Raw genomic sequence first — 23,866 nt, 5'->3', positions numbered from 1 at the left:
GATGCGGCTGGCGTGACGCCTTCCATTGCGCTGGCAATGCGGATGATTAATCCCGTCCTATCGGATTTCCGTGGCGGAAAAAACATGGGTCGGCGTAACGATGGCGTCCTGCGCGGCCACCACCTGTAATTCGTACTCCTGCATTTCCTTGGTGGCGATCATGACCTCATAGACCGCGGCGGTAACGTGCTCCAGCGCCGCTACCGGCCCCCGTCCCTGAAGCAAATCCACCAGCAGCAAACCACTGGTCAAATCACCGACGCCCACGGGTTGACGCTCGCCGAAATCCACCAGCGGCCGACTGATATGCCAGGCTTTCTCCGCAGTGACCAACAGCATTTCGAAACTGTCTTCGCTATAGCCTGCATAGCTGAGGAACTTGACCAGCACCAGTTTCGGTCCGCGCCGGCACAGTTCACGGGCGGCGGCGACCGCTTGCGTCACCGAAGTCACCGTGCGGCCGCTCAATTGTTCCAGCTCCAACAGATTGGGCGCGATAATATCCGCATGGGATATGCCCTGCCGGCAATGAAAATCCGCCACGCCCGGCGCCACGAAACACCCCTTTCCCGGATGGCCCATTACCGGATCGAGAAAATAGCAGGCCGCCGGATTGGCCCGCTTGACTTGCCGAACGATGGAAAGTATCTGTTCCCCCTGCTCCGCTGAGCCGATATACCCGCTCAATACCGCGTCGCAATGCGCCAACTGGCCGATCTCGGCGATGCCCCGCACGATGTCCGACAAATGCTCGGCCGGCATAACGGCGCCCGTCCAATGACCGTACTGGGTATGATTGGAAAACTGCACGGAATTCAGCGGCCAAACATTCACGCCCATACGACGCATGGGAAATACCGCTGCGCTGTTGCCCGCATGACCAAAAACCACATGCGACTGAATCGATAAAATATTTTTCATCAATAGTGCCCTAACGTCCTCGACCCGGCGGCCGCGACAACATGGCAGAGAGCGCGGGCCCTCTGCGACCACGATTTACTTCCAGCAGATGAGGCAGTAATTTTTCTTGCCGCGGCGCAACAGCGTGTAACGGTCGAAGAGACGATCGGCATCGCTGAAGACGTACTCCGCCACTGATTGTTTTTCACCGTTGACCGTCACGGCATTGGAGGATATCAGCGTTCTGGCCTGGCCCCGGGACGGGACCAGTTCGGCATCCACCAGCGCCTGCTGTAAATCCGCCCCGTTAGACAGGGCGACCACCGGCATGCCGTCTTGCGCCAATTGCTCGAAATCGGCGGCGGTCAGGGATTGCAACGCGCCGGAAAACAGGCTTTGGGTGATGCGCACCGCCGCCGACAGGCCCGCTTCTCCATGAACCAACCGCGTCACCTGCTCCGCCAACACATATTGCGCCCGCGGCGCGGCACCGCTGTTTTTGTCCTCTTCCTCCAGGGCATTGATTTCGTCAAGAGACAAAAACGTGAAGAATTTCAGAAAACGGTAAACATCGGCATCCGCCGTATTGATCCAGAACTGGTAGAATTTATACGGACTGGTTTTTTTCGGATCCAGCCATACCGCGCCGCCTTCGGTTTTGCCAAACTTGGTGCCGTCCGCTTTGGTAATAAGGGGCACCGTCATGCCGTAAACGGTCTTTTGCTGCAATCGCCGGGTTAAATCAATACCGGAGGTGATATTTCCCCATTGATCGGAACCGCCGATTTGTAACTCGACGCCATATTGCTTGCTCAGACAAGCGAAATCATAGCCCTGGAGAAGGTTATAAGCGAATTCGGTAAAAGAAATCCCCACGTCGTCGCGATTCAGGCGCTGTTTAACCGCTTCTTTATTGATCATTTGGTTAACGGAAAAATGCTTACCGATATCGCGCAAAAACGTCAGCACGTTCATCGTGCCGAACCAATCGTAATTATTGGCCGCCACCGCGCTATTCTCGCCACAGTCGAAATCCAGAAACGGCGACACCTGCCGGCGGATTTTATCCACCCACTCCTGAACCGTTTCCTCGGTGTTGAGTTTGCGTTCGGTGGCCTTGAAACTCGGGTCGCCGATAAGACCGGTGGCGCCGCCCACCAGCGCAACCGGGCGGTGCCCTGCCATCTGGAAGCGTTTGAGACACAGCAGCGGAACCAGATGGCCCAGATGCAAGCTGTCGGCAGTCGGGTCGAAACCGCAATACAACGAGAGCGGTCCCTGAGCCAGCCGCTCGCTTAGCGCGGCCTCATCCGTTACCTGGGCTATCAGGCCCCGCTCATGCAATTGTTGTATCAGGTTGCTGCTTGCCATTAAAAAAACTCCGTAACTGTAAACGTATCTGTTGATTAAATGCGTCAGGGACGCTTAAGGCGCCAGCCGATCGATAGACCAGCCATCGGCAACCCGTTGATAAATAAACCGGTCATGTAGGCGGTGTTCGCCTCCCTGCCAGAATTCCATGGCGTCAATTGTGACCCGGTAACCGCCCCAAAAGCTGGGCAGCGGCACCTCGCCTTGCATAAACTTCTGCTTTAGCTCGAAGAATTTACTCTCCAGGACCCCGCGTGTGGAAATGCGACTGGATTGGCGGGAGACCCAGGCGCCGATTTGGCTGTCCTTGGGCCGGCTGTGGAAATATTTCAACACGTCCGCCACCGAGAGACGCTCCGCCCGTCCCAACACCATTACCTGCCTCTCCAGGGTATGCCATGGGAAATGCAGACTTACACGGTTATTGTGGGCGAGATGTCCGGCCTTGCGGCTGCCAAGGTTCGTGTAAAATACCATTCCGCGGCTATCGTAGTGCTTGAGCAGCACCATGCGTTGATAGGGTTGCCCCGATTCGTCCACGGTGGCCACGCACATCGCGGTGGGATCGGCCAATTGCGCTTCGCAGGCCTGCCTCAGCCATAATTCGAATAAATCCAGCGGTTCGGCGGTCAAATCCGCACGCCGCAATCCGCCGCGGGTATATTCGCGGCGCAAGCCGGCAATGTCGATTTTTTGTTCAGTCATGATGTTCTGGGGTATGAATTTGTGGCGTTATTGTGCGCCGCATGGTTAAAAATCTCAATCATTTACCGTATCCGCTCGCCAGGCGGCAATCGTCAATGATGACGCGGTTGTCCCGTTCAATAAATGCCTGGGGACCTTTTGACCAGAAGACATACCGGCCATCGCTGTAACGGACGCCGGAGGCGGAAACCGTCTGCGTCAGCGTCAACGCTTGACCGTCCAGAATCAGACGCACCCGGGCGGGATGAATTTCCTGGCGCACGGTCAACGGCATTGTGCCGCAGCGATAATGCAGCACCCGCACGTTATCGCCCCCATGTCCGCGCCAGGAAGAGCAACCCCCGAGGACCGCCGCCATAACCCCAACCACCAGCAATCCTTTAATATGCTTCACCGTCATTGTCGCTCCCTTTATCAGGTTTTTGTGCCTTGACGTTTGGCCTGCCCGACAAAACCGCGGCGCGGCGGCCTCATCTCGGAAACAGGGCGTCGGCGGGATAGATCGCGCCAAGAATGGTTTCCCGGCTGGCGCCGGTCACCGAGGGCAGATTACCCGGCAAGCCGGACAGTGTCCGGAACGCCAGCCAAGCGAAGGCCAGCGCTTCCATATCATCGCCTCTCACGCCGTACTTGTCAGTAGGACTCACCTCAATTCCCGGCAAAAGCGCCGATAGCCTGGACATCACAAGGACATTGCGCGCCCCGCCGCCACAAACCAGCACGTGCTCGCAACCGCCCGATAGCAGAATCTGCTGAGCGATGCTTTGCGCGGTCAATTCAGCCAGCGTCGCCTGCACATCGGCGGGCGACAGGCTCCCAAACATGTCGAGATGATGCTTAAGCCAGGCCATGTTGAAATATTCCCGCCCCGTGCTTTTCGGCGCCGGCAGCGCGAAATAGGGGTCCACCAGCAACCGGCGCAGCAACCCCTGATGAACGGTCCCGCTACGCGCCCATTCACCATCGCGATCATAAGGTTTGCCTTGATGGCGCCAGATCCAGGCATCCATCAGCATATTGCCCGGTCCGGTGTCGTAGCCGCGGATGGGAAGACCCGGCAACAGTAAGGTCAGATTGGCGATGCCGCCAATATTCAGCACCATGCGACGTTCCGCCGGGTGCCCCAGTAGCGCATGATGGAAACCGGGCACCAGCGGGGCGCCCTGCCCGCCAAAGGCCAGATCGCGACGACGAAAATCCCCCACGGTGGTGATGCCGGTCAGCGCCGCGACCCGGTTGTTATCGCCTATTTGCAATGTACAGGCATTTTCCCCGCCGGGCTGATGCCATACCGTCTGTCCATGACAGCCGATGGCGGTAATGTCGCGCGGATTGATATGGTAATCGGACAACATCTTGCTTACCGCTTCGCCGAACAAAATGCCCAGCCGGGTGTCCAATTCACCGAACTGGGACAAGGTCACGGATTGCCCTTGATTCATAGCCAGAACTTGCTGTTTGAGCGCCAGCGGTATCGGGTGGGTGTGGCTGGCCTGCTGCGCCACGGTGTATTCGTCGATGGCGGCAAGCACCACATCCACGCCATCAAGGCTGGTGCCTGACATCACACCCACATAGCGACCTGTTCTCATCGAGCTGACCGGCTCCTCGCAAAGTGACAATCCGGTTATCATACCGGATTACCGTCACGATTTTCACTGAATGCGATCCATGGCCGTCAATTCGCACGAATCCTGATACAATTTCATTATCAAGGGAGTTAAATGTTAGTGTTAAAATCATTGTAGAAATCACAAATTGACGTCTGTTTATTCGCAGTTTATGTTTTTTGCAATATTATCAACCACGGTATACTAACGAAGCCGCGTTCCGGATGGGGAAACCCGCGTGGCGAAAGTGCTTCTGTTCTGTCTTGGCTTGCCTTGACGAACGGCATACATTAGGAGCTTTTGAATGAAAAAACGTTTGTTCGCTGTCGCCTTGACGGGATTGATTTTGGCGGGTTGCGCCAGTAATAACGACCTTTCCGGCGATGTCTACTCCGCCTCGGAAGCCAAAGAGGTCCAGAGCGTGGCCTACGGCACACTGGTTAGCGTGCGGCCGGTGCAAATTCAGGGCGGTGAAGATGCAAACGTTATCGGCACCTTGGGCGGCGCGGTTCTTGGCGGTCTGCTGGGCAATACTGTCGGCGCCGGTACTGGACGGACTCTCGCCACGGCGGCGGGCGTGGTGGCGGGCGGCGTGGCCGGCCAGAATATTGGCAGCGCCATGAACCGCACTCAGGGGGTTGAACTGGAGATCCGCAAGGACGACGGCAACACCATTATGGTCGTGCAAAAACAAGGGCCGACCCGGTTTAGCGTTGGCGAACGCGTCGCCATCGCCAGTAACGGCCGCTCCGTCACTGTCTCGCCCCGCTAACCTGCCGCCGCGCGACCTTTACGCCCGCCGGTACCGGTCTTGCCGGGGCCGGCATTATTGGCGTTTTGATTCCGGCGTGTTTGAACACGCCGCCCTCTGCGCCGCCCCGTCGGGGGCCATCCTGGTTCACTTAAGTCACAAAGCCGCCTAGATGCCTGGGACAATGGGAGGCGACCTCCCCTCATCCAAGCCTCGCCGCCGGTGGTCCTCATCCGGTCCCGACGGATTCGTCGCTCGCGCGCCGACGCGATGCGACTCGACGTTTTGAGAGTAAATATAAGGAACCGGCAATGTATGCCGGTTTTTTATGAAAGCCATGTACTAAAAATCTAAACAAATCAGGATTTATTATAAAGTTCCAGGATATTTTTCTCCAACCTGGCAATCATATTACTCAAAAAATGAATTTCCTGTTCTGAGATACCTGTGAGTATTTCATCCCGGGTACTATTTATGACATGGTTGACTTCTTTAATGATGGGTTCGGCGGCCTCCGTCAGTTTAATGCGCTTCGCCCGCCTGTCGTTAGCACAAGTATGCCGAGTGATGAGTTTCTTCTCTTCGAGTTGATCAAGCGTTCGGACCAAAGAAGGCTGCTCGATCCCGATGGCCTTGGCCAATTGTATTTGCGACTGTTCTGGCGGCAACTGGCAAATATTATGCAACGTGATCCAATGCGTTTGCGTCAGCTCAAGAGGTTTTAAACGATGGTCAATCAATGCGCGCCAAACACGGACAAGTCGCGCCAAATCAGATCCTAATGGCGATTCCAATTCTCTCTCCTTATAATTAAGCCGATTAAGCTTGTTCCCTGGATTCCCATCCATTCTAATGGGTGGAATGGCAAAATACAAATATATATATGAATTAGGTGACAGTTAAGTTGAGATCGATGTGATATGCATGTTATTCCTTTGATTAAAGGGACATTACCTAAACGCATATGTATTCCCGCCTGCTTTGGCCGCCGATGTATTGGATCTGCTTACACATAATCCTTCCGCCTGGTATAAGGCGTGGGGCAATAGACGCCCTATACTCGCCAACTTCAGGTTGCCTGTTAATCGGCGTCATTCATCCACCCCAGCCACAACGTTGGCTTTGCTCCGGGGGTCAATGAGAGACATCCCGTCTCTCTACAAAGGCCCGCCGCTGGCGATTCCATTGGTTCCCGGCGAAGTTTTCGCTCGTTTGCCGCCGCGATGCGTCATAAAATATTGAGAGTATTTAATCCCCGGTCTTCCCCTTGCCGCCTCATCTTTAACCTCACGGATAACATCGTATGCCAAGCGGATTAATCATAACTGTATCACTATTATTGTCATTCAGCGTGATTTATTGTTAATTTAAGTTAAATGAAGACATAACAAATATCAATATTTCATGTATTGTGACTTATAATGTAGTTGCAATATATAACTTACTAGTAATTAGCTTTTGAATTAATAATTATTAATACAGCTTACTATTTCCCGGATACCCTCATCGCATTTGCGGCGGCAACCGAAGAACGGAAGCATCAAAATCGCGACGCCACATACGGCAATTACCGCAATTTGCCTTTTATCGGCTAGGCCCGCTGACGAGACAGCAGACGAATTTGTCGATCACTTGCCGCCGCGATGCAACGCGAAGTATTTAGGGTGTAAATGTTAGGGAACCGGCGCCTGCGTTAGAGTAAATTGGGCTGATTGGGCGCATCGTCCGCCGGCGCGGTTTTATTGCCGCCGCGTCGCATGCGCAGGAAACGCTGGCGGCAAAGCCGCAAAACGTCCTGTTTCTGGCTGTCGTCCATGTTGCCCCACTCGAAACGTTCCTGCCGTGAGCGGAAACAGCCAAGACAATACCCGCGCGCATCCGATTGGCAGACGCCGCGGCAAGGGCTGGGTATGGCGAAAAACTCAAGCTGTTCCGGCACGGGACCTCCTCATTCTTATTCATTGAAGACGGATTTGACCCATCTGGCAAGGCCTTTTCATACGCCAACCCCGGCCGTTGCCCGGACCAGGCCGAGCCGAGCCGACAAAGCTGAACTTGCCGAAGGATGGGTATAGACTTAAAATCGTCTTTTCCGGCGGTAAAGGCACCGCCGTCGTTTGTCACCGAGGAATTCTATGCGCTTGCTACACACCATGCTGAGGGTCGGCGATCTACAGCGTTCCATTGATTTTTACACGACCATATTGGGAATGCGTCTGTTGCGGACCAGTGAAAATCCTGAATACAAATACACGTTGGCGTTTGTAGGCTACACAGAGGAAACCGCGGGGGCGGTTATAGAATTGACTTACAATTGGGGCGTGGACCACTATGAGCTTGGCACGGCCTATGGGCATATCGCGCTGGGGGTGGACAACGTCGCAGCCACCTGCGAGCGCATTCGCCAAGCCGGCGGCCGTGTCACACGGGAAGCGGGCCCGGTCAAAGGGGGCGCAACCATCATTGCTTTTATCGAGGATCCCGACGGCTACAAAATTGAATTGATCGAGCAGCATCAGGCCGGTCAAGGTTTGGGACGCTGATTTTACCGTTTACCACCGGCGGCGGCCAAAAGAGGTTTTCGCCGGCCCCTAACGGATTCCCCCATGCAACCCATGGCTGAATTTGCCATAATAGCGGCTGTATTTTTGAAAAGTAAGAACAGGCATGGCTGAATTAGACGATGTAAATTCCCTTCGCGGCCGTTTCCGCGGCTTTTATCCCGTTGTCATCGATGTAGAATCCGCAGGTTTTAACGCCGTCACCGACGCTCTGCTCGAAATCGCCGCCGTCACCTTGAAGATGGACGCGCAAGGCTGGCTGGGGCCGGACCAAACGCTGCATTTCCATATTGAGCCATTTCCAGGGGCCATCTTGCAGCCGGAGGCGCTGGCCTTCAACGGTATCGATCCTACCAACCCGCTGCGCGGGGCCGTCAGCGAATATGAAGCGTTGCATGAAATTTTCAAGATGGTTCGTAAAGGGGTTAAGGATCAGGGGTGCAACCGGGCGATAATCGTGGCGCACAATGCCGGTTTTGATCACGGTTTTTTGATGGCCGCCGCGCAACGGGCCGCGATGAAACGCAACCCCTTTCATCCATTCGCCACCTTCGACACCGCCGCGCTTAGCGGACTGGCCCTTGGCCAAACCGTGCTGGCCAAGGCCTGTGTCGCCGGCGGTATTCCGTTCGACAGCCGCGAGGCGCACTCAGCGCTGTACGATACCCAGCGTACCGCAGAACTGTTTTGTGAATTGGTCAACCGCTGGAAAAGGCTGGGTGGCTGGCCTGTGCCGCCGTTGGAAAGCGGCGCCTGACGTCGGCCTATCCTTTTCCCCGGCGAGTGGACCGGACGGTTCACTCGCCGGGGACATGGGATCAATGAGAAGACTGTTTTTCCTGAGAACCGTATTTCAGCGCGGTCTCTTTTATAAGCGGCTGCAATTCCCCATGCTGATACATTTCCAGGATGATATCGCAGCCGCCTATCAGCTCGCCATCCACCCATAACTGGGGAAAGGTGGGCCAATTAGCGTATTTCGGCAGTTCGGCGCGGATATCGGGGTTCTGTAGCACATCCACATAAGCGAAACGCTCGCCGCAGGCGGACAACGCCTGGACCGCCTGCGCGGAAAAACCGCAACCCGGCAGCTTCGGAGAACCTTTCATATAAAGCAGGATGGGATTTTCAGCGATTTGTTGCTGAATTTTTTCAACTGTCGTCATTGTCTCGCTTCCTCAAGCCTCGTACGGCCATAGCTGTTCCGGACGGGAATTTGCCCGGAAGTATCATTCTATCGATAACGGTGAAAAGAGATAAACATTTTTTGCCTTGGCATAATCCCCCGGCACCCAGCCAGCGCAGCATAGGGGATAAAACGCACGCCGCCACAACAAAAGGGCGATGTGAAGTATAAGGAGTATAGCGTTTACTGCGGAATACCTCAGGCCAAGTGCCCCCCATGGCACGGGAAACGCCATGTCGTTGCATTATTGTTGAAATTTCCGTCTTTGCCGGCGAAAGCGTGCATCAAATGCGCGTTTATTCACGTTTATACACAATCTCATGCGAATTCCTGGTGCATTGGCAGAGTAAATAGCTTAAATTCCTTTGAGGCTTTGGCAACCCCCCTATTATGGGCTACGGAGGATAGCTTTCATCATGCGTTTATTGTTTACGCTTTTTGCATTGCTGTTTACCCAATTGTTTTTCAATCTGGCGCATGCGGCGCCAAACGCCGGTGTCAATGCCGACCAACGTAAATCTCAGGCCAGTACGGCCAAAACCGGAGACCGGCGCAAACGAAAACCGGTTAAGATAACCGGCAAGAACAAGGCTGAAGCATCGGAGCCCAAAACCGCCATCCACCATCCGCGACACACGGCGTCTCATACCCCCCCCCGCCATGTTGCTGCCACAGTTGAAAGACCAAAAACACAAAGAGCCGATAAAAGCGCCAGGGCTGAAAAAAACGCCAAAAGCGAGACAACCCGCCGCAAGCATCCCGTTAAAACGTCAGCGGTCGTCGCCGTCGGCGAGAAAAAACATCATTCGCCGCTTGCCGCCCGAAAAATCGCCAAAGTCACCCCACCGTCGAAAGGTTATAAGAAGGGCTACGGCAGGCATCGCATAAAGGGCAAGGCCAAGGCGGACCTGGTGGCCGACCAACCCATTAAAATGAGCGAAAGTCATAAAAGACGTTATCAACGCGCCAAGCTGACCGCCATGAACAAGCTGCTGTCGCAAATGGGCAAGCCTTATCGCTGGGGCGGCATGTCCCCCAGCACCGGTTTTGATTGCAGCGGCCTTATTTATTACGCCTACAAAGATGTCGTGCGCATAAAAATGCCGCGGACCGCTAATGAAATGTACCACCTGCGCGATGCGGCGCCGGTGAAAAAGAACGATTTGGAAAGCGGGGATTTGGTGTTTTTCCATATAACCAACCGCGGCGCGGCCGACCATGTGGGCGTTTATATCGGCAATGGCCGGTTTATCGAATCGCCGAGGACGGGCCGTGATATCCGGATAAGCTATCTGAATGAAGATTACTGGCAGGATCATTACGTCGGCGCGCGAAGAGTGGTAACGCCCCAAACAGTACGCTAGCGCCATAACATACAAAAAGAGCCTCCGGCCCCTTTTGTATGTGTTCGCCGACAATCCCCGTGGGCGGCATGGCCGGCCGCGGGCTCAGGCCGCACGGACCCTTAGTTCATGACGGCCGTGAAACTGAAAGCCATGATCAACAATAGGGCGCAGATCGTGGTCACAAGAGATATTTTGAAATCGCTGCTCATCGTAAGTCCTTAGTGTGGTATCCGACAATAGACGCAACCCGAGTTTCCCCGTATGATGCCGCCTTTGAATCCGCCAACCTGCAATGCCGTTGGTGGGCTGTACGCATCGGCGTTGCGCGGCATAACGCTTTCACGTCAATGCGGGGTATTGGAAATCAGCGGCTCGCTAACATTATGTCGCGATTTTCGCGTTAGGCAAGGCGCTTTGGCGCAATCAGGAGTTTTAGAGACATGGCAACCATAAAAGACGTGGCGAAACGCGCCGGCGTATCCACCACTACCGTATCGCATGTCATCAATAAAACCCGTTTCGTGGCGGAAGATACCCGCCTCGCCGTCCTGGACGCCATCGACCGGCTGCATTATTCCCCGAGCGCCGTAGCGCGCAGCTTAAAAATCAATCGTACCAAATCCATCGGACTGCTGGCCAGCACCAGCGAAGCGCCCTATTTTGCCGAGATCATTGAGGCCATCGAGCAGCACTGTTTCGCGCGGGGTTATACCCTGGTGCTTTGCAATTCCCATAACGATCTCGTTAAACAACGTGCTTATCTGGCGATGCTGGCGCAAAAACGCGTCGATGGGCTGCTGGTCATGTGCGCCGAATACCCGGAGCCTCTGCTGGAGATGCTGGGGGATTACCGGCAGATTCCCATGGTCGTGATGGACTGGGGGGAGGCGCGGCGGGACTTTACCGATACCATTATCGATAATGCCTTTCAAGGCGGCTATATGGCCACCCGTTATCTCCTTGACCGCGGCCACCGGGCCATCGGCGCCATTCCCGGCCAGTTGTCGCGCAATACTGGCGGCGGGCGCCATCGCGGCTATCTGCACGCGCTGGCGGAAGCCGGCGTCACGGCGTCACAACAATGGATAGTCCAGGGGGATTTCGAACCCGAATCCGGCTACCAGGCCATGCGGCAAATTTTATCCCGCGCCGAACGTCCCACGGCGGTATTCTGCGGCGGCGATGTGATGGCCATGGGCGCGCTGTGCGCCATTGATGAGCTGGGATTGCGCGTGCCGGAGGATATTTCGCTCATTGGCTATGATAACGTACGGAATTCACGTTTCTTTACCCCGGCGTTAACCACCATCCACCAGCCCAAGGAAGAGCTTGGCGAAGCGGCCTTGACATTGCTGCTCGACCGTATCACCAGCAAACGGGAGACCGCCCGGGCCATCGAGGTACATCCCATCCTCATAGAACGGCGTTCGGTGGCCGATGGTCCATTTCGCTGATTGCGTTCTCTCTTTCATCCGTCTTTTCTATACGGAATGTGCGGTACGAAATAATATATTGTCATCGTCCATCCGTATCATGAACGTTATTGTTTCTGTAAGAAATCATTAAGTTACCTATTAAATTCATTATCCTCTTAGCTATTGTCTAATCTAGCATCGGGGCTTATACTCAATATCGTTAACAATTATAACGAGTTGTCTAATAATATTGCTTGAAAGAGTGTCAGGGCCTTTTCCCGACATTGACCCATGTGCAAAACACCCGGCTTGCAATCAGTTCTTTGAATGACTTAACACTCCTCTGTTTATTGTGGTACTTCAGACACCACGGCCGCCGTGGATGCTTATAAAAAGCCCGCAGGTCACTGAAAAGTTAACTTCCTGACGGGGTATGACAGAAGATTGGTGATGGAGAAGCTATGAGTTCCTCTTGTGTTGAAGACCTGAGCTTTCATGATAATGCGTGGTACCGGATCGTTCATGATCTACTGGCTGAGGCAGACATCAAAATCAACGGTGCAAGACCGTTCGATATCCGGGTGAAAAACCCTGATCTATTCAAACGAGTGATACAAAGCGGTTCGCTGGGCTTAGGCGAGAGTTACATGGACGGCTGGTGGGAATGCGAACGGCTGGATATCTTCTTTCAAAAAGTGCTACGCGCTGGCCTTGAGCAGAAAATCCCCCATAGTTTCAAGGATATAGTAAGAGTTATCGCCGCCCGACTTTTCAACTTGCAATCACGGAAACGGGCCTGGATTGTTGGAAAAGAACATTACGATCTCGGCAATGACTTATTCGGTCTGATGCTGGACCCCTATATGCAGTATTCCTGCGGCTATTGGAAACAAGCCGCCACCCTTGAGCAAGCCCAGCAAGACAAGTTGAAAATGATTTGCGAGAAATTACAGTTGCGCCCGGGGATGACCCTGCTGGACGTTGGCTGCGGCTGGGGCGGGCTGGCCGCCTATGCGGCGAAGCATTACGGCGTCTCGGTTCGCGGCGTCACCATTTCCGCTGAACAGCAGAAACTGGCGCAACAGCGCTGCGACGGGCTGGATGTCACGATATCCCTGCAAGACTACCGGGATTTGCACGAGCAATTCGATCGGGTGGTATCGGTAGGCATGTTCGAGCATGTCGGCCCCAAAAATTACGCCACCTACTTTGACGTTATCGGCCGCAACGTGAAACGCGATGGTCTGTTCCTTCTGCACACCATCGGCTCCAACCATACCGATATGAATGTCGATCCCTGGATTAACAAGTATATTTTCCCCAACGGCTGTCTGCCCTCGGTGCAGCACATCGCCAAGGCCAGCGAGCCCCATTTCGTCATGGAAGACTGGCATAATTTCGGGACGGATTACGACAAGACCTTGATGGCCTGGTACGAACGCTTTCTGGCCGCTTGGCCGGCGCTGTCGGGTAAATACTCCGAACGGTTTTACCGTATGTTCTGCTACTATCTGAATGCCTGCGCCGGCGCTTTTCGCGCCCGCAATATCCAGTTGTGGCAAGTGTTGCTCAGCCCGCAAGGCGTAGATGGCGGGATGCGGGTGCCCCGTTGACGGAAGCCCCCGCCAAATTCATCTGCACGCCGCCTCGGTGACGCGCGGTTCCCTTCGCCTTAAATTGCGGCTGGAACTTCGCCTGCGGGGCGGCCGGTCCCGTTACTGCGCCTCAACCCCTTGAACGTCCTGGGTCAACTGCGCCGTTTCCCGCGCGGCCAGGACCCGCTCCACCGTGTCCACCACCGCCTGGGTTTGCGCATCGATTTCGATGTTCACCTCTTGCCCCAGCCGCTTTTTGCCCAGGGTGGTGCGCGCCAGGGTCTCGGGAATCAGATGTACGCAGAATTTTTGTCCAACCACCTCGCCCACCGTCAGGCTAATGCCGTCAATGCCGATAAAGCCTTTATAGAGGATATATTTCATCAGCGCTTTGTCCGGCATTTTGAACCAGATTTGGCGGTTGTTTTCCGAGGCGACGATTTTGGCGATGGCGGCCCGGCACAGAATATGGCCGGACATCGGATGCCCGCCTATTTCGCTGTTGAACGTGGCGGCCCGCTCAAGATTGACCTCGTCGCCGACCTGTAATGCGCCCAGGTTGGTAATACGCAGCGTTTCTTTCATCAAATCGAAACTCGCCACATCGCCCTGCACGGCGCTGACGGTGAGGCAGCATCCGTTATGGGCGACTGACGCGCCGGGCTCCAGCCCCGCCAGCAGATGGGGCAGAATTTTGACAAAATGCGTGCGAAAATGGCTCTTTTCCTCAATGGCCACTATCGCAGCGGTACCTTGCACAATACCGGTGAACATGTCGACGACCTCGTTTTTCGGCAGTGGAAAATGATGCCTGACAGTTTGCCCCAAAACACCGGCGATGCCAATGCCGCCGGCTTGCCCCGAAAAGCCGAGCGACGGCATTGGTATAACGTGCTTAAACCATTACACTATCGCCACATTATCCACCGCTAATCATCTGGTTAACGGCCGATTCCCGTTCCACCCCATTTCGAAGGTGCACTGTTTGCAGAAGTATCTCAAGGAAGCGCGGTTATTACTGTCGTTGGCCATACCGGTCATTCTGGCCCAGGTTGCCCAAACGGCCATGGGCGTAATCGATACCGTCATGTCTGGTTCGGTGAGCGCCACCGACATGGCCGCGGTCGCCATCGGCACCTCCATCTGGCTGCCGGCCATTCTGTTCGGCCACGGACTGATCCTGGCTCTGACGCCGGTTGTCGCCCAACTGAACGGCTCAGGCCGGCGCAATCGGGTCGGTTTTCACGTGCGGCAGGCATTGTGGCTGGCGTCGGTCATCGCGGCGCTGATTATGACGCTGTTGTATCACTGTCCGTTAATTATCGGCCATATGCGGAATATCGATCCGGTATTAGCGCAAAAAGCCGTCGCCTATCTGCGCTTTCTGATGCTGGGCGCGCCGGGTTATCTGTTTTTTCAGGCACTGCGCTGCCAATGCGAGGGATTGTCCAAAACCAAGCCGGGCATGGTCATAGGCTTCCTCGGCCTGCTGGCCAACATTCCCATCAACTATGTGTTTATCTATGGCAAATTCAGCATGCCGGCGCTGGGCGGCGTCGGCTGCGGCATCGCCACCGCCTCGGTATACTGGTTGATGTTCGCCGCAATGTGGACGTATATCCGCCATGCCGACGTTTTCGATGATGTGCGTCTGCCGTTTGGCCTCATTAGACCCGACTGGCCCACGCTGGGCCGGTTATGGCGTCTGGGACTGCCGGTGGCGCTGGCGCTGTTTTTCGAGGTGACCCTATTCGCCGTGGTCGCGCTGCTGGTTTCGCCGCTGGGGACGGTGGCGGTGGCCGGGCACCAGATCGCGCTGAACTTCAGCGCGCTGATGTTTGTGCTGCCGCTTTCCATCGGCGTGGCGGCCACCATCCGCATCGGGTTCAGCCTGGGTGAAAACCGGGTGGATGATGCCCGGGTGTCCGCCTGGTCCAGTTTGGGGCTGGGCGTGACATTGGCCTGCCTGACCGCGATAGCCACCTTTACCTTCCGCGTCCGCATCGCCACCCTGTATAACAGCGATCTCGCCGTGGTGGTGATGGCCTCGCATCTCATGGCGCTGGCGGCGCTTTATCAAATATCCGACGCCATCCAGGTTATAGGCAACGGTATTTTGCGGGGTTACAAAGATACCCGCGCCATTTTTTTCATCACATTCACCGCCTACTGGCTACTGGGGTTGCCCTTTGGCTATCTGCTGGCGCTGACGGATGTTCTACGGCCCGCCATGGGCCCCAGCGGGTTTTGGTTCGGTTTTATCATCGGTCTGACGTCGGCCGCCGTCATGATGACCGTGCGCATCGTGCGATTGCAGCGACAACCGCCGATGATAATTCTTCATCGCGCGGCGCGCTGATGCCCCCTTGGCAAGGGGTACCCACATTGATTCCCCGGGATGCCGACAGCAAGGAACCCAGCGGTGCCGGAATAAAAATTCGACAGGCTGCGCATTACGTCATCAATTAACGGCTTGCAAGGGGAAAAAACGGTTTTTCCCCTTGCAAGCGCTGAGGTTGCCCGCTAATATTCGTCCCGCTGCCGCGCTGGCGGCGTTTTTCGGTAAGCGTTCTTAGCTCAGTTGGTTAGAGCACCACCTTGACATGGTGGGGGTCGATGGTTCGAGTCCATTAGAACGCACCATCTCTTGTGCGTCCGTAGCTCAGTTGGTTAGAGCACCACCTTGACATGGTGGGGGTCGATGGTTCGAGTCCATTCGGACGCACCACCTGTTTTATTGTCTTGCCTCCCCCTTTTTTCCGTCAAGAAAAATTAATGAAATTTCTTCCCCGACCTGCGATAGACTATTCTGTCAAATCGCATTAATCCGTGGGCCATTCGCCGCGACAGGTTGTGTTGCCTCACGGCGGCAAACAAACGCGTCCAGCCAAGGGGCCACGCGACATACAGCGCGTAGCGACGTTAATGACTTTGTGCAAGCGCGCAACAGATGACACCAAAAATTTGCCAATTGTACACAAATAGATATTTTTCATGGCTAAAGCATTATTTGCGCTGTTTTTTTCTTGTGTCCGCCGCTTCAATAACTATAATACAAAACGTTATTTCATTTGAATGGTTTCATCTGAACAGCCGAAGGTTAACGACAACAAAATTAAACATCGGCCCCTTTCCGTTTCATCAGGTGAAAGGTTTATGTTTTTTTCATCCTTTTCTCACTTTTGTCACCTATCCTTGAACATAGGGAACCGGCTCCGCGAGCCACGAATTTCGTTCGCCGGCACAACCCGGCGACACACCAGATCCTCATCCAACACAACTTGCAGATACCAAAGTTATGAAAAAGACGAAAATCGTTTGTACAATAGGCCCGAAATCCGAACCTAAAGAGATGCTGGCCAAGCTGCTTGATGCAGGCATGAATGTCATGCGCCTTAACTTCTCTCACGGCGATTATGAGGAACACGGCAACCGGATCAAAAACCTGCGCGCCATCCTGGAGGCCACCGGCCAGAAAGCCGCTATCCTGCTGGATACCAAAGGACCCGAAATCCGTACCATGAAGCTGGAAAACGGCAACGACGCTTCCTTGACCGCCGGTCAAACCTTTACCTTCACCACTGATCAGAGCGTAGTGGGTAATAAAGAACGCGTCGCCGTCACCTATGCCGGCTTCGCCAATGATCTGTCGGTCGGCAACACCATCCTGGTGGATGATGGCCTGATTGGCATGGTGGTCACCGAGAAAACCGAGACGACCGTGACCTGCCGGGTGCTCAACAACGGCGATCTTGGCGAAAACAAAGGCGTAAACCTGCCCGGCGTGTCCATCGCCCTGCCGGCGCTGGCCGAGAAGGATAAACGCGACCTGATCTTTGGTTGCGAACAAGGCGTGGATTTCATCGCCGCGTCTTTCATTCGCAAGCGCTCCGATGTCCTGGAAATTCGCGAGCATCTAAAGCAACACGGCGGCGAACATATTCAGATCATCTCCAAGATTGAAAATCAGGAAGGCCTGAACAATTTTGATGAAATTCTGGATGCCTCCGATGGCATCATGGTGGCGCGCGGCGATTTGGGCGTGGAGATCCCGGTGGAAGAAGTGATCTTCGCCCAGAAGATGATGATTGAAAAATGTAACCGCGCCCGCAAAGTCGTGATTACCGCCACCCAGATGCTGGATTCCATGATCAAGAACCCGCGCCCGACCCGGGCGGAAGCCGGCGATGTGGCCAACGCCATTATTGACGGCACCGATGCGGTAATGTTGTCCGGCGAAAGCGCCAAAGGCAAGTATCCGTTGGAAGCCGTCAGCATCATGGCAACCATCTGCGAACGCACTGATCGGGTAATGGGCAGCCGGATTGACAGCGTGAATGATAGCCGTAAGCTGCGCATTACCGAAGCGGTGTGCCGTGGCGCGGTGGAAACCGCTGAAAAACTGGAAGCGCCGCTGATTGTGGTGGCGACGGAGGGCGGCAAATCGGCCAAAGCGGTACGTAAGTATTTCCCCAAGGCGGAAATCCTGGCGCTGACCACCAATCCCATCACCGCCCGTCAGTTGCTGCTAAGCAAAGGGGTCACCACCCAGTTGGTGGATAAGATTGCCTCCACCGATGATTTTTACCGGATAGGCAAAACCCTGGCGCTGGAAAGCGGCCTGGCGCAAAAAGGCGATATCATCGTGATGGTATCCGGCGCGCTGGTGCCAAGCGGCACCACCAATACCGCATCGGTACACCAGCTCTAAAGACAGCCCGCCCCGCATCGCCGGGGCGTTTTTTTTGCCCGCCAAGCCACCGCCATACTGTATCGCCATCCCGTTCCATAACCTCGTTTCGTCAGGCCGTTTCGCGTCTCGTGCCGGCGCCACCGCCGACCGCGCTTATCCCCGCACCGGTCCGTAGCCGTCTTTCGCCGTTAATTGTTGGCAAAGAGATAAGTCGCGACAATAAAATCAACCCGGCCGAGACAAAATAAGCCGGACAGGACCCTGCCTTTTAATCAGAGTTATCTTATGGAACGCGGTTGTTTCAGTGGTTTTTTTTAACCTCCCTGTAAAACAAGATGTTTCTTTGAGCGGTCGATCGAAATTAATCGTTTTATCGCTAAAATTTATTCTCATTCGAAAATACTTTGTGTAATACTTGTAATGCTACATGGAGATTAACTCAATCTAGAGGGTATTAATAATGAATCGTACTAAACTGGTACTGGGCGCGGTAATTTTGGGTTCCACTCTGCTTGCTGGCTGTTCGAGCAACGCTAAAATCGATCAACTGTCCTCCGATGTTCAGACCCTGAACACCAAAGTTGACCAGCTGAGCAATGATGTGAACGCTATCCGTTCTGACGTACAGGCTGCCAAAGATGACGCTGCCCGTGCTAACCAACGTTTAGACAACCAAGCTCACTCTTATCGCAAGTAAGAGTCACCTTGTTTAGAAAATGGCGCACGTTGTGCGCCATTTTTTTTGCCTGGCGCCAATGGGCCTCCCCCACCCCACAGCGCTTTTCCCCTGTCCCGTAGTGTGAATTCCTCTTCCCGCGCCCGGAATGTCATGACGGCCTTTACCGAGCGTCCTGGCGGGGTTTTAAAACCTGTCGGCCGGTTCACCCAGGGAAACCAATACCGGCATGCCGGAACGGCGGGCAATGGCCTCAATGGCCATCTGCCGGTCCGTACCATGATCAGCGAGAAATTTTTTGATCTTCGCCGTCAAGGGAATGGGTAGGGTTTGCGGATCGTCTTTGGCCGTGCGGGACAGCGGTTGATGCACTTCAATATAGCGTTTGCCATCCGGCTCCTGCGCCACTTTTACCGGTTCGTTGACCACCTGCACCCGCGTGCCTGCCGGCACGTGTTCGAATAACGTCTGGATATCGTCGGGACGCAACCGGATACAGCCGGAACTGACCCGCATGCCAATGCCGAAATTGGCGTTGGTGCCGTGAATGAGATAAGCGCCGTTGCCGGCCGCCAGCCTCAAGGCGAACAAGCCCATGGGATTATCCGGCCCCGCCGGCACGACCGCCGGCAGGATAATCCCCTGTTCTTCACGATAATGCCGGCGGATATTGGGCGTGGGCGTCCAGGTGGGATGGGTGATTTTCTGAATGATTTGCGTCACCATGACCGGCGTGTTCCGGCCTAACTGACCGATGCCGATGGGATAGACTATCACGCTCTCCTCCCCCGGCGGGTAGTAATACAACCGCAATTCGGCCAGGTTAATCACGATGCCTTTGCGTGGCGCGTCCGGCAGAAGCATTTGCGTCGGAATGGTCAATTCGCGGCCGGCTTTCGGTAACCAGGGATCGGTGCCGGGATTGGCCTCCAACATGGCCAGCAGGCCGATTTGATAGCGGGCGGCAATGGACTCTAGGGAACCGCCCGCGCTATCCACCGTTGTGGTGACGTTTTCTCCGATAAGTCGGCTGTCGGGCGGCGGCAGGGGGTAAACGGTCGCGGCGGCGAGTCGGCTGAAACCCGCCAGAACGCAGGCGGCCAGTACCAGGCCGATTGTCCGAAATGTGCCTTGCATATGCTATCCCCACTCTGGGTCGTCAAGATGATCCGCCGTCGCGTTGCGGCGGCGTTGGGTTCATCAATAGCAAACACCCATGGTGGACGGCAATCGGAATTTGCCGATACCCGGTCGCGTGCAGGGGCGATCACGCCAAGAGCGGGAACGGCCGCGATGCGGCCGTTGAAACCCGTCCGGGTGCTTAAGCCGGCGCGGGCGCGGGGATTACAGCGCGGCGGCCTTGTTTCTGATGCCGCGCACCATGGCCTCCAGTCCCTGAGAACGGGACGGCGTCAAATGCTGGCTCAGCGCCAACTGGCTGAAAAACGGCCGCACATCCAGTCCGACGATATCCTGCGGCGTCATGCCCTGATAAAGCACAAACACGGTGGCGATTAGCCCCTTGACGATGGCCGAATCGCTGTCGCCATGGAAATGCACGGTTCCCGTCGGATCCTTGGCCATGGCGATCCATACCTGACTTTGGCAGCCGGGGATAAGATTGCCGGCAATCCGGGTACCCGGCGGCATCGGCTCGAGTTTGCCGCCCAGCTCGATAATATATAGGTATTTTTCTTCCCAGTTGCTGCAACGGGAAAAGTTACGCAACAGTTTTTCTTTGTCGGGCAAATTCGCCATAAAATTCTTGTCCTCCCCGGACGCGGTTTATCCCAGCAGCCGCCGGATACGAGCCAATCCCGAGGCCAGCCGGTCGATATCATCCCGGGTGGTATACAGCGCCAGCGACGCGCGGCACATGCTGGGTACCTGGTAGTAAGCCATCAACGGCATCGCGCAGTGATGCCCGGTGCGGATGGCGATGCCGTACTGGTCCAAAAAACTGCCCACATCATAGGCATGGTGGCGTCCCAGATTGAACGCAATGCCGCCCGCCCGTTCCTCGGGTCCATAGACGATGATGTCCGGCACCTGGCGCAAGACATCCAGAGCATAATGCATCAGTTGCTGTTCGTAGTGATGGATGTTCTCAAGGCCCAGTTCGTCGACATAGCTCAACGCCGCCCCAAGCCCCATCATCCCGGCAGTATTGGGCGAGCCGGCCTCGAAACGCCATGGCGCGTCCAGAAACGTCGTCCCCTCGCGCAAGCTGACTTCACGGATCATGGAACCGCCGCCTTCCCAAGGCGGCATGCGATCCAGCAAGGCTTTTTTGCCATACAGGATACCGATGCCGGACGGCCCGTAAATCTTATGGCCGGAAAAGGTGTAAAAGTCGCAATTCAACGCCTGAACGTCGACACCCTGGTGCATTATGCCCTGGGCGCCGTCCACCAACACCACCAAATCGGTCTCGGCGCGGGCGCGGGCAATCAGCCGTTCCAGGGGATTGACGGTGCCCAGCACATTGGATACCTGGGTGATGGCCAGCAGCCGGGTCCGCCCGTCTATCAGGGACGGCAGTTTTTCCTCATCCAGCGTACCGTCAGGCAGCAACGGCAAAAATCGGATTTCCAGCCGTTTTTCCTCGGCGATAATTTGCCAGGGGACAATATTGGAATGATGCTCCATTTCGGTGAGGATCAGATTATCGCCCGGGCGCAGGAAATGCCGTCCATAGCTGTTGGCCACCAGATTGATGCCTTCGGTGGTGCCTTTGACGAAGATGATTTCCTCCTCGGAGGCGGCGTGAATGAATTTCGCCGCCTGGGCGCGAACCCCTTCCATTCTGGCGGTGGCGTCGGCGCTGAGGGTATGTATACCCCGATGTACCGCCGCATAGCCATGGCGATAAAAATCCCCCTCGGCGTCAATGACGACATGGGGTTTTTGGGCGCTGGCGGCGCTGTCCAGGTAGACGAGCGGCTGCCCGTTGACCTCTTGCGCGAGAAGGGGAAAATCCGCGCGGATTCGTTCAATGGGATATGACATGCATTCCTCCCCGGAAAGCCTCGGCAATATGCGCCAGGATGAAGTCCCGCACCCCTTGATTGTCCACCGCCTCGGTGATTTCCGCCGCAAAGGCGTGGATGATCATCCGCTGCGCGTCGTCGCGCGGGATGCCGCGGGAGCGCAAATAGAACATCTGTTCCTCGTCGATTCGTCCCACCGTGGCGCCATGACTGCACTTTACATCATCGGCGTAGATTTCCAGCTGGGGTTTGGTGTCCACCTCCGATAGCCTGTCGAGCAACAGATTGTTGTTGGTCATTTGTCCATCGGTTTTGATGGCATGCTTGGCCACCTTGATAAGCCCATTGAACACGCCCTTGCCGCGATCGCGGGCGATGATTTTATGCAACTGGCGGCTTAGGCAATAGCCTTTGTTGTGCTCAAGATAGGTACGGGTATCGGTGACGTTGTTACCCGCCGGCAACAACAAGCTGTTGATGGCCAGATCAGCCCCTTCGCCATTCAATTGGGCGCTGGTCTGGTGACGGGTCAGCCCGTCACCCAGCAGGAAGCTATTGCTGCGCACATAGGCATCGCGCCCGATGGCGATATCATTATGGGCGAAGTGATAACTCGCCCGATTCTCGAACGCCAGCTTGATGTGGGCGAGACGGGCGTTGTCTCCCACCGCCATGGTTAGCCGCGCGCCGGTGAAATGCCCGCGGCCGTCCAGGCTGGCGAAATGTTCGATGACCTCGCCGCTGGCGCCGTTTTCCACTGACAGATGATGCCGGTATGGTACGGTGTTGAGCTCGTCGTTGCTTTGGCTGCCGCTGCTGATATGCAGCAGATAAAGCGGTTTTTCCGCTGTTTTACCGGCCGGCAGCCGAATCAATGCGGTTTCCAGACTCAGGCTTTCGGTCAGGTGCAAAAAGATGTCCGGTTGGATGGCCTCAGGCAACACTGAGCGATCGGCGCCCCGCTCCACCTCGACCTGCCAGGCGCCCTGTTCAACCGAGCTGAGCCGCTCATTGAAGCGCCCATCCACAAACACCAGTCGCACCGCATCCAGAGGCAGGCTGAGCCGGTCGCACTCCATGGGGCTCAGGTCGGGAGCGTCCGCCAGGGAAAAATCATGGGACAACAGCCCCTCGAGAGGGGTATAACGCCAATGCTCATGTCGACGGGTCGGCAATCCCAACCGTTGCACATTTTGCCAATGGACATGGGCCTGCGCCGAGCGGCTGATGTTCCGGCTTTCGAATAAATGATGCCACTGCTGCAGCGCCCGGGCATTATTCTTGTTCGGTAAGCCAGCCATAGCCTTGGTCCTCCAGCTGTTTAACCAAAGCGAAATCGCCGGTTTTGACAATACGTCCCTGATAGAGCACATGGACGTGATCCGGCTTGATGTAATCCAGGATCCGCTGGTAGTGGGTTACGATAATAAACGAGCGCTGCGGATTACGCAGGGTGTTGACGCCGTGCGCCACGATTTTCAGGGCATCGATATCCAGGCCGGAGTCGGTTTCATCAAGAATGCACAAATCGGGCTCCAGCGCCGCCATTTGCAGAATATCGTTACGTTTTTTTTCACCGCCGGAGAATCCGACGTTCACCGAGCGGGTCAGCAGGTCGGCGGGCATTTTCAACAGCTCGATTTTCTCATCGATGAAATCGGCGAAATCAAAACGGTCCAGCGGCTCCTGGCCGCGGTATTTACGTACCGCATTCACCGCGGTTTGCAAAAAGAATTGATTACTGACGCCGGGAATTTCCACCGGGTATTGAAAGGCCATGAACACGCCCTCCCCGGCCCGCGCTTCCGGGTCGAGGGCCAATAAGTCCTTGCCCTTGAACAGGATTTCCCCGCCAGTGACCTGATAATCCTCCCGTCCGGCCAAAGTGGCCGAAAAGGTGCTTTTGCCTGAGCCGTTGGGCCCCATAATGGCATGCACCTCGCCGGGTTTGATCTCCAGGCTCAATCCCTTGAGAATGGCTTTGTCTTCCACACTGACGCTTAAATTGCTTACTGTTAACATTATTTTTCCTTTAACCCCGTCCGAGCCCCCCGCAAAGCGGCCAGG

24 protein-coding genes and 2 tRNA genes are annotated in these 23,866 nt (G+C 55.5%); 11 read left to right on the top strand and 15 right to left on the bottom strand.

Annotated elements, in window-relative coordinates:
* Positions 1 to 57: 57 nt before the first annotated feature.
* The 5 genes from pdxY to anmK all read right to left on the bottom strand — a co-directional run bounded on the left by pdxY (position 58) and on the right by anmK (position 4,568).
* Positions 58 to 921 (bottom strand): pyridoxal kinase PdxY, encoded by an 864-nt coding sequence (gene pdxY, locus FCN80_RS13375; RefSeq protein WP_136990659.1) that lies wholly within the window; start codon positions 919 to 921, stop codon positions 58 to 60.
* Between the two features lie 75 nt (positions 922 to 996).
* Positions 997 to 2,271, bottom strand: a complete 1,275-nt coding sequence (tyrS, locus tag FCN80_RS13370; protein ID WP_136990658.1) for a tyrosine--tRNA ligase — start codon at positions 2,269 to 2,271, stop codon at positions 997 to 999.
* Between the two features lie 54 nt (positions 2,272 to 2,325).
* A complete protein-coding gene (gene pdxH, locus FCN80_RS13365) occupies positions 2,326 to 2,976 on the bottom strand; it encodes a pyridoxamine 5'-phosphate oxidase (protein ID WP_136990657.1) in 651 nt (216 codons plus the stop codon).
* Positions 2,977 to 3,034: 58 nt separating this feature from the next.
* Positions 3,035 to 3,376 carry an MliC family protein gene (locus tag FCN80_RS13360; RefSeq protein ID WP_230492657.1) on the bottom strand — a complete coding sequence of 114 codons (342 nt, stop codon included), beginning with the start codon at positions 3,374 to 3,376 and terminating at the stop codon, positions 3,035 to 3,037.
* 70 nt (positions 3,377 to 3,446) lie between these two features.
* Positions 3,447 to 4,568 (bottom strand): anhydro-N-acetylmuramic acid kinase, encoded by a 1,122-nt coding sequence (anmK, locus tag FCN80_RS13355; protein ID WP_136990656.1) that lies wholly within the window; start codon positions 4,566 to 4,568, stop codon positions 3,447 to 3,449.
* A gap of 322 nt (positions 4,569 to 4,890) precedes the next feature.
* Here anmK and FCN80_RS13350 point away from each other — a divergent pair, with 322 nt between their 5' ends.
* Positions 4,891 to 5,358 (top strand): outer membrane lipoprotein, encoded by a 468-nt coding sequence (locus tag FCN80_RS13350; RefSeq protein WP_136990655.1) that lies wholly within the window; start codon positions 4,891 to 4,893, stop codon positions 5,356 to 5,358.
* Between the two features lie 338 nt (positions 5,359 to 5,696).
* Here FCN80_RS13350 and slyA read toward each other — a convergent pair whose 3' ends face one another.
* Together slyA and FCN80_RS13340 are read right to left on the bottom strand one after the other, a co-directional pair.
* Complete coding sequence (slyA, locus tag FCN80_RS13345; protein ID WP_136990654.1) at positions 5,697 to 6,131, bottom strand: transcriptional regulator SlyA; 435 nt, start codon at positions 6,129 to 6,131, stop codon at positions 5,697 to 5,699.
* Positions 6,132 to 7,030: 899 nt separating this feature from the next.
* Complete coding sequence (locus FCN80_RS13340; RefSeq protein WP_136990653.1) at positions 7,031 to 7,276, bottom strand: DUF1289 domain-containing protein; 246 nt, start codon at positions 7,274 to 7,276, stop codon at positions 7,031 to 7,033.
* Between the two features lie 196 nt (positions 7,277 to 7,472).
* Here FCN80_RS13340 and gloA point away from each other — a divergent pair, with 196 nt between their 5' ends.
* Together gloA and rnt are read left to right on the top strand one after the other, a co-directional pair.
* Positions 7,473 to 7,880: a lactoylglutathione lyase gene (gene gloA, locus FCN80_RS13335; RefSeq protein ID WP_136990652.1), complete on the top strand. Its 408-nt coding sequence runs from the start codon at positions 7,473 to 7,475 to the stop codon at positions 7,878 to 7,880.
* Between the two features lie 124 nt (positions 7,881 to 8,004).
* Positions 8,005 to 8,655 carry a ribonuclease T gene (gene rnt, locus FCN80_RS13330; RefSeq protein ID WP_136990651.1) on the top strand — a complete coding sequence of 217 codons (651 nt, stop codon included), beginning with the start codon at positions 8,005 to 8,007 and terminating at the stop codon, positions 8,653 to 8,655.
* A 61-nt stretch (positions 8,656 to 8,716) separates the two neighbouring features.
* Here the strand turns inward: rnt and FCN80_RS13325 are convergent, their stop codons facing one another.
* On the bottom strand, positions 8,717 to 9,064 hold the full coding sequence (locus tag FCN80_RS13325; protein ID WP_136990650.1) for a Grx4 family monothiol glutaredoxin: 348 nt from the start codon (positions 9,062 to 9,064) through the stop codon (positions 8,717 to 8,719).
* Between the two features lie 436 nt (positions 9,065 to 9,500).
* Here FCN80_RS13325 and FCN80_RS13320 point away from each other — a divergent pair, with 436 nt between their 5' ends.
* Positions 9,501 to 10,448 (top strand): C40 family peptidase, encoded by a 948-nt coding sequence (locus FCN80_RS13320; RefSeq protein ID WP_136990649.1) that lies wholly within the window; start codon positions 9,501 to 9,503, stop codon positions 10,446 to 10,448.
* 101 nt (positions 10,449 to 10,549) lie between these two features.
* Here the strand turns inward: FCN80_RS13320 and cydH are convergent, their stop codons facing one another.
* Positions 10,550 to 10,639 carry a cytochrome bd-I oxidase subunit CydH gene (cydH, locus tag FCN80_RS27430; protein ID WP_136990648.1) on the bottom strand — a complete coding sequence of 30 codons (90 nt, stop codon included), beginning with the start codon at positions 10,637 to 10,639 and terminating at the stop codon, positions 10,550 to 10,552.
* Positions 10,640 to 10,870: 231 nt separating this feature from the next.
* Here cydH and purR point away from each other — a divergent pair, with 231 nt between their 5' ends.
* On the top strand, positions 10,871 to 11,884 hold the full coding sequence (purR, locus tag FCN80_RS13310) for an HTH-type transcriptional repressor PurR (protein WP_136990647.1): 1,014 nt from the start codon (positions 10,871 to 10,873) through the stop codon (positions 11,882 to 11,884).
* 422 nt (positions 11,885 to 12,306) lie between these two features.
* The gene (gene cfa, locus FCN80_RS13305; protein ID WP_136990646.1) at positions 12,307 to 13,458 is read left to right on the top strand and encodes a cyclopropane fatty acyl phospholipid synthase; all 1,152 of its coding nucleotides are present in this window, start codon (positions 12,307 to 12,309) and stop codon (positions 13,456 to 13,458) included.
* Between the two features lie 102 nt (positions 13,459 to 13,560).
* Here the strand turns inward: cfa and FCN80_RS13300 are convergent, their stop codons facing one another.
* Positions 13,561 to 14,322, bottom strand: a complete 762-nt coding sequence (locus FCN80_RS13300) for a riboflavin synthase subunit alpha (RefSeq protein WP_230492656.1) — start codon at positions 14,320 to 14,322, stop codon at positions 13,561 to 13,563.
* A gap of 103 nt (positions 14,323 to 14,425) precedes the next feature.
* Here FCN80_RS13300 and FCN80_RS13295 point away from each other — a divergent pair, with 103 nt between their 5' ends.
* The 5 genes from FCN80_RS13295 (at position 14,426) to FCN80_RS13275 (ending at position 18,830) form a co-directional block, all read left to right on the top strand.
* Positions 14,426 to 15,799, top strand: a complete 1,374-nt coding sequence (locus tag FCN80_RS13295) for an MATE family efflux transporter (RefSeq protein ID WP_136990645.1) — start codon at positions 14,426 to 14,428, stop codon at positions 15,797 to 15,799.
* 207 nt (positions 15,800 to 16,006) lie between these two features.
* Positions 16,007 to 16,083, top strand: a tRNA-Val gene (locus FCN80_RS13290).
* Positions 16,084 to 16,091: 8 nt separating this feature from the next.
* Positions 16,092 to 16,168: transfer RNA gene (locus tag FCN80_RS13285), tRNA-Val, on the top strand.
* 570 nt (positions 16,169 to 16,738) lie between these two features.
* On the top strand, positions 16,739 to 18,151 hold the full coding sequence (gene pykF, locus FCN80_RS13280) for a pyruvate kinase PykF (RefSeq protein ID WP_136990644.1): 1,413 nt from the start codon (positions 16,739 to 16,741) through the stop codon (positions 18,149 to 18,151).
* Positions 18,152 to 18,593: 442 nt separating this feature from the next.
* Positions 18,594 to 18,830, top strand: coding sequence for a major outer membrane lipoprotein (locus tag FCN80_RS13275; protein ID WP_136990643.1), 237 nt, complete (start codon positions 18,594 to 18,596; stop codon positions 18,828 to 18,830).
* Positions 18,831 to 18,995: 165 nt separating this feature from the next.
* Here the strand turns inward: FCN80_RS13275 and FCN80_RS13270 are convergent, their stop codons facing one another.
* The 5 genes from FCN80_RS13270 to sufC form a co-directional block, all read right to left on the bottom strand.
* Positions 18,996 to 19,946, bottom strand: a complete 951-nt coding sequence (locus tag FCN80_RS13270; protein ID WP_136990642.1) for a L,D-transpeptidase family protein — start codon at positions 19,944 to 19,946, stop codon at positions 18,996 to 18,998.
* 207 nt (positions 19,947 to 20,153) lie between these two features.
* Positions 20,154 to 20,567, bottom strand: a complete 414-nt coding sequence (sufE, locus tag FCN80_RS13265) for a cysteine desulfuration protein SufE (protein ID WP_136990641.1) — start codon at positions 20,565 to 20,567, stop codon at positions 20,154 to 20,156.
* Positions 20,568 to 20,594: 27 nt separating this feature from the next.
* A complete protein-coding gene (gene sufS / locus FCN80_RS13260; protein ID WP_136990640.1) occupies positions 20,595 to 21,818 on the bottom strand; it encodes a cysteine desulfurase SufS in 1,224 nt (407 codons plus the stop codon).
* Positions 21,802 to 23,100: a Fe-S cluster assembly protein SufD gene (sufD, locus tag FCN80_RS13255; RefSeq protein WP_136990639.1), complete on the bottom strand. Its 1,299-nt coding sequence runs from the start codon at positions 23,098 to 23,100 to the stop codon at positions 21,802 to 21,804. Before sufD ends, sufS begins: the two co-directional genes overlap by 17 nt.
* On the bottom strand, positions 23,075 to 23,821 hold the full coding sequence (gene sufC, locus FCN80_RS13250) for a Fe-S cluster assembly ATPase SufC (RefSeq protein WP_136990638.1): 747 nt from the start codon (positions 23,819 to 23,821) through the stop codon (positions 23,075 to 23,077). Before sufC ends, sufD begins: the two co-directional genes overlap by 26 nt.
* Between the last annotated feature and the right edge of the window lie 45 nt (positions 23,822 to 23,866).

Source organism: Martelella alba, from assembly GCF_005217455.1.
In the GTDB taxonomy this organism is placed as follows: Bacteria; Pseudomonadota; Gammaproteobacteria; order Enterobacterales; family Enterobacteriaceae; genus Acerihabitans.
Note: the sequence above shows the minus strand (reverse complement) of the source record. Positions and strands in the feature narration are given on the sequence as shown.

Bases quoted from the DNA above. Each gene is read 5' to 3' on its own strand.
- FCN80_RS13275 (WP_136990643.1), top strand. From the start codon at position 18,594: ATGAATCGTACTAAACTGGTACTGGGCGCGGTAATTTTGGGTTCCACT.
- pykF (WP_136990644.1), top strand. From the start codon at position 16,739: ATGAAAAAGACGAAAATCGTTTGTACAATAGGCCCGAAATCCGAACCT.
- sufC (WP_136990638.1), bottom strand. From the start codon at position 23,821: ATGTTAACAGTAAGCAATTTAAGCGTCAGTGTGGAAGACAAAGCCATT.
- FCN80_RS13350 (WP_136990655.1), top strand. From the start codon at position 4,891: ATGAAAAAACGTTTGTTCGCTGTCGCCTTGACGGGATTGATTTTGGCG.
- tyrS (WP_136990658.1), bottom strand. From the start codon at position 2,271: ATGGCAAGCAGCAACCTGATACAACAATTGCATGAGCGGGGCCTGATA.
- sufD (WP_136990639.1), bottom strand. From the start codon at position 23,100: ATGGCTGGCTTACCGAACAAGAATAATGCCCGGGCGCTGCAGCAGTGG.
- pdxY (WP_136990659.1), bottom strand. From the start codon at position 921: ATGAAAAATATTTTATCGATTCAGTCGCATGTGGTTTTTGGTCATGCG.
- FCN80_RS13320 (WP_136990649.1), top strand. From the start codon at position 9,501: ATGCGTTTATTGTTTACGCTTTTTGCATTGCTGTTTACCCAATTGTTT.
- FCN80_RS13270 (WP_136990642.1), bottom strand. From the start codon at position 19,946: ATGCAAGGCACATTTCGGACAATCGGCCTGGTACTGGCCGCCTGCGTT.
- FCN80_RS13325 (WP_136990650.1), bottom strand. From the start codon at position 9,064: ATGACGACAGTTGAAAAAATTCAGCAACAAATCGCTGAAAATCCCATC.
- FCN80_RS13360 (WP_230492657.1), bottom strand. From the start codon at position 3,376: ATGACGGTGAAGCATATTAAAGGATTGCTGGTGGTTGGGGTTATGGCG.
- FCN80_RS13300 (WP_230492656.1), bottom strand. From the start codon at position 14,322: ATGCCGTCGCTCGGCTTTTCGGGGCAAGCCGGCGGCATTGGCATCGCC.
- anmK (WP_136990656.1), bottom strand. From the start codon at position 4,568: ATGAGAACAGGTCGCTATGTGGGTGTGATGTCAGGCACCAGCCTTGAT.
- sufS (WP_136990640.1), bottom strand. From the start codon at position 21,818: ATGTCATATCCCATTGAACGAATCCGCGCGGATTTTCCCCTTCTCGCG.
- purR (WP_136990647.1), top strand. From the start codon at position 10,871: ATGGCAACCATAAAAGACGTGGCGAAACGCGCCGGCGTATCCACCACT.
- rnt (WP_136990651.1), top strand. From the start codon at position 8,005: ATGGCTGAATTAGACGATGTAAATTCCCTTCGCGGCCGTTTCCGCGGC.
- cydH (WP_136990648.1), bottom strand. From the start codon at position 10,639: ATGAGCAGCGATTTCAAAATATCTCTTGTGACCACGATCTGCGCCCTA.
- cfa (WP_136990646.1), top strand. From the start codon at position 12,307: ATGAGTTCCTCTTGTGTTGAAGACCTGAGCTTTCATGATAATGCGTGG.
- sufE (WP_136990641.1), bottom strand. From the start codon at position 20,567: ATGGCGAATTTGCCCGACAAAGAAAAACTGTTGCGTAACTTTTCCCGT.
- gloA (WP_136990652.1), top strand. From the start codon at position 7,473: ATGCGCTTGCTACACACCATGCTGAGGGTCGGCGATCTACAGCGTTCC.
- pdxH (WP_136990657.1), bottom strand. From the start codon at position 2,976: ATGACTGAACAAAAAATCGACATTGCCGGCTTGCGCCGCGAATATACC.